At 51.9% G+C, this 4070-nt stretch carries 3 protein-coding genes; 1 reads left to right on the top strand and 2 read right to left on the bottom strand.

Going from position 1 to position 4070, the window contains the following annotated elements; genetic code table 11:
- Positions 1-1709 (bottom strand): hypothetical protein (locus tag IM477_RS12240; RefSeq protein ID WP_287731939.1); only part of this gene is annotated, 1709 nt, incomplete at its 3' end.
- A 422-nt stretch (positions 1710-2131) separates the two neighbouring features.
- On the opposite strand from IM477_RS12240, the gene thrC reads away from it, so the two are divergent.
- Complete coding sequence (gene thrC / locus IM477_RS12235; protein ID WP_002745674.1) at positions 2132-3241, top strand: threonine synthase; 1110 nt, start codon at positions 2132-2134, stop codon at positions 3239-3241.
- A 30-nt stretch (positions 3242-3271) separates the two neighbouring features.
- Here thrC and hisB read toward each other — a convergent pair whose 3' ends face one another.
- On the bottom strand, positions 3272-3901 hold the full coding sequence (hisB, locus tag IM477_RS12230; protein WP_008203540.1) for an imidazoleglycerol-phosphate dehydratase HisB: 630 nt from the start codon (positions 3899-3901) through the stop codon (positions 3272-3274).
- Positions 3902-4070 lie beyond the last annotated feature (169 nt).

The following is a 4070-nucleotide window of genomic DNA, read 5'->3' as shown; positions in this document are numbered from 1 at the left end:
CTGATAATCCGTTTAAGAGCGAGTTTTCTAGTCTCTTGGGAGTCACTTCTCTGTGCTAAAGCTATTTCTGCGATAACTCGATTTAAACTGCTGATAGCTTGCCAAGTTTGCGGACGTAATGACGGTTCTGCGGCAATGGGGGCAACCTCCAGGGAAGCGATACTATCGGGAGTTGCTGCCTGACTAAATCGGTGTAAAGTTTGGGCGAGGCTATACATTTCTTCCCCGTAGGCGAGGGAACGTACCACAGCAAAGGCTTTTTCGGCTTTTTCGGTGTCCTGTTGGCGAAGATACCAAAAACCAGCGGCGGCGGCGCGAGCAGGAGTATCTAGACGGATTTTGCTGTCAGGAAAAGAAAACGGTTTCGCGGACGCATATTTTAACAATTGCCAATCGGAGGGATTTTCTGCCAGACGGGAGACGCGATAGATAATTTCTGCCTCTGGGAATTGCGGTAAAACGCGGTTAACGGCGACAAGGACAGGAATAAACTGGCGGCTGTACCGAAGGTATTGATTGAGGTTATTAATAGCCGTTTCCCAGTCTTGCTGTAACCATTGTTGTAGAGTCGAGGTTAACCCCGGCAGCGGTAGAAGGGTAATACGGGGAAAAAGTCGCCCTTGGGAGCCAGCCAAAAGCCCGATTAGCCAATTATCAGGACGGAAAAAGGCGAATATAAACCCCACGCCTAACACCACGCCGAACGCCAAGCCCGACACCGCGCCCGACACGCCCGACACGCCGAACACGCCGAACACCGCGCCGAACCCCACGCCGAACACCACGCCCAGCACCACGCCCAGCACCATCGCACCCAACGCCACGCCCCGCGCCAAGCGCGACACCGCGCCCGACACCGCGCCCCCCACCGCGGCAAACACCGCGCCCCACAACACTAACCCCACGCCGAACACCACGCCTAACACCACGCCTAACACCACGCCCCACACCGCGCCCCACACCGCGCCCCACACCGCGCCCGACAACACGCCCCACACCACGTCGCCTGACAACACGCCCGACACGCCGAACACGCCGAACACCACGCCGAACCCCACGCACCACACCACGCACCACACCACCGGAAACAACACGCTCGACAACTCGCCCACGCCCGACCTTGTCTTCCTTGACGCGAGCCACACCACGCCCCACACCACGCCCAACAACACGCCCAACACCGCGCCCCACACCGCGCCCAACACGCCCAACAACACGCCCAACACCGCGCCCAACACCGCGCCCACCATGCCGTACAACACGCCCGCCACCGCGCCCGCCACCGCGCCCGCCATGCCGTACAACACCGCGCCCAACACGCCCGACACGCCCGGCACCGCGCCCAGAGCCAACACGCCCAACAACACGCCCAACACCGCGCCCGACACCACGCCTGACACCGCGCCTGACACCGCGCCCCCCACCGCGCCCGACAGCACGTCCCCCCAATTAACAGAAAGTCCTAAATTTGCTGCTATGCTACAGATAATTAGAACGATAATTACAGTTAAGAGAAGATACTGAATCCTTAGACGCAATTGTACGGTATGGTTATCGCCGCCGTCTCTCGTTTCCACATACCAGCGCACTGCTTGGGGAAAATAAAACACCCAGTACAACAGCAAAAGATAATCAAAAGGATTCCATAAAGATAAATCGCGTCTGAGTTTAGGGGCGAGATTAATGGTGGGGACGGTGCTTTCCTTCATAATTTTTATCTCTGGCTATTTACCCGGTGATGGTTTATTAAGTAGGTAGGTGTTACTCAAGGTAGGGTTGATTCATGAATCAACCCTACTATTCGGCACCCCCCTTATCAAGGGGGGATTAAGGGGGGATCAAACCCCCCTTATCAAGGGATTAAGGGGGGAGCCATCTTCAATTTAATTATAACCAGCTAATTAAATCAACTTTTGAAAGACAAAAAGGGCAAAAAATCAGATTTATAGCGATAAAAAAACTATTTTTTGCCTAAAAAGTCCATTTATTGGCTGTTATTGTCTTTTATCTTCCCGCATCCCTGTTTTAAACCCCATGAATCCCAACTGGGCGATCGAGATTAATTTTTTGGCCTGCTTATTCGATAAAATAGGAAGTTAGGCCATCTAATCAAATCTGTATCCTTAAGGCTATGACAATTATTTCTCGATCGATCCCCCAATCACCCACTAAATCCTCGTCTATCGGCGGCTGGCGCGGTTTGATCGAAGAATATCGCCAATTTCTGCCCGTAAGCAGTAAAACCCCTGTAATTACCCTCCTAGAAGGCAATACACCCCTGATACCCGCCCCCTATCTCTCAGCACAAATCGGGCGCGATGTCAAGGTTTTTGTCAAATATGATGGTTTAAATCCCACCGGCAGCTTTAAAGACCGAGGCATGACCATGGCCATCTCGAAAGCTAAAGAAGAAGGGGCAAAAGCGGTGATTTGTGCCAGTACCGGCAACACCTCGGCGGCGGCGGCAGCCTATGCAAGAAGGGCCGGGATGCGGGCCTTTGTGATTATCCCCGATGGTTATGTGGCCTTAGGAAAATTAGCCCAGGCTTTATTGTACGGAGCGGAAGTCATCGCTATTAATGGCAACTTCGATGATGCCCTCAAGATTGTCCGCCAACTATCAGAAAATTATCCCGTAACTTTAGTCAATTCCGTCAATCCCTACCGTTTAGAGGGTCAAAAAACCGCCGCTTTCGAGATTGTCGATGTCTTGGGTAATGCTCCCGACTGGTTATGTATTCCCGTGGGTAATGCGGGCAATATTAGCGCCTATTGGATGGGATTCTGTCAGTATCACCAGATAGGCAAATGTGACCGACTGCCGAAGATGATGGGTTTTCAGGCCGCCGGGGCTGCCCCTTTTATCTCTAAACAACCGGTTGACCATCCCGAAACCCTAGCCACGGCTATCCGTATCGGCAACCCCGCTAACTGGGAAAAAGCTTGGGCCGCTAGTCACGCTAGTCAAGGGCAATTTCACGCGGTCAGCGATGAGGAAATATTGGCAGCCTATCGGATTTTAGGAGGCCAAGAGGGGGTTTTCTGTGAACCGGCCAGCGCCGCTTCTGTGGCAGGATTATTAAAAGTGCATCAACAGGTTCCCGATGGGGCCACCGTAGTGTGTGTTTTAACGGGAAATGGACTAAAAGACCCAGATTCGGCGGTAAAACACAGCAATAACCAACTAAAATCTGGGATTGCGCCCGAATTAACCCAAGTGGCTCAAATTATGGGCTTCTAAGCTAACGTTAATTCGGGTTAAGCAGTGCTTCTATAAAACTCCCTTAGAACTGGGAATTATACCAGCGCGACGGGGATCGATCGCTATGGCCATACTCATCGCCCGGGCAAAAGCCTTAAAAGTAGCCTCAATAAGATGATGGGAATTAATCCCGTCTAATTGGCGAATATGTAGGGTCATTTGACTGTGATTGACCAAAGCAACGAAAAATTCTCGCACTAGCTGAGTATCGTAGGTTCCCACTCTTTGGGTGGGAATTTCTAGACCATAACTGAGGTGGGGACGACCGGAAAAATCGAGGGCAACCTGCACTAAAGCTTCATCGAGAGGGGCGACAAAATGCCCGAAACGGACGATGCCTTTTTTGTCTCCCAAAGCTTGCAGTAAAGCTTGTCCGAGGGTGATTCCCACGTCTTCATTGGTGTGATGGTCATCAATTTCTAGATCTCCGGTGGCGCGCACATCGAGATCGATCGCAGCGTGGGAGGCGATTTGCTGCAACATATGATCGAGAAAGGGAATTCCTGTCTGGGCGCGACAATTGCCGCTACCATCAAGATCGATCGTCACCTGTACATCGGTTTCTTTGGTAGTACGACTAACGGAGGCGCGACGGCAAGGTGAGACAAAAGAATCGGGGATCTGGGAAGTGGAAATCATTTAAGTAAAAATAAGTAGGTAGCCGTTAAAAATTATCAGATGCCCCCCTTATTAAGGGGGGATTAAGGGGGGATCGGCACCCCCCTTATCAAGGGGGGCAGGGGGGATCGAATTATGGACTAGGAAGATGAGAGTTTTTTTCAGTAAACAGTGAACCTAAAACTCACAT

This window comes from Microcystis sp. M090S1 (genome assembly GCF_020246295.1).
Taxonomy (GTDB): domain Bacteria; phylum Cyanobacteriota; class Cyanobacteriia; order Cyanobacteriales; family Microcystaceae; genus Microcystis; species Microcystis aeruginosa.
The sequence above is the reverse complement of the archived record's forward strand: the minus strand, read 5'-3'. Positions and strand labels throughout refer to the sequence as shown.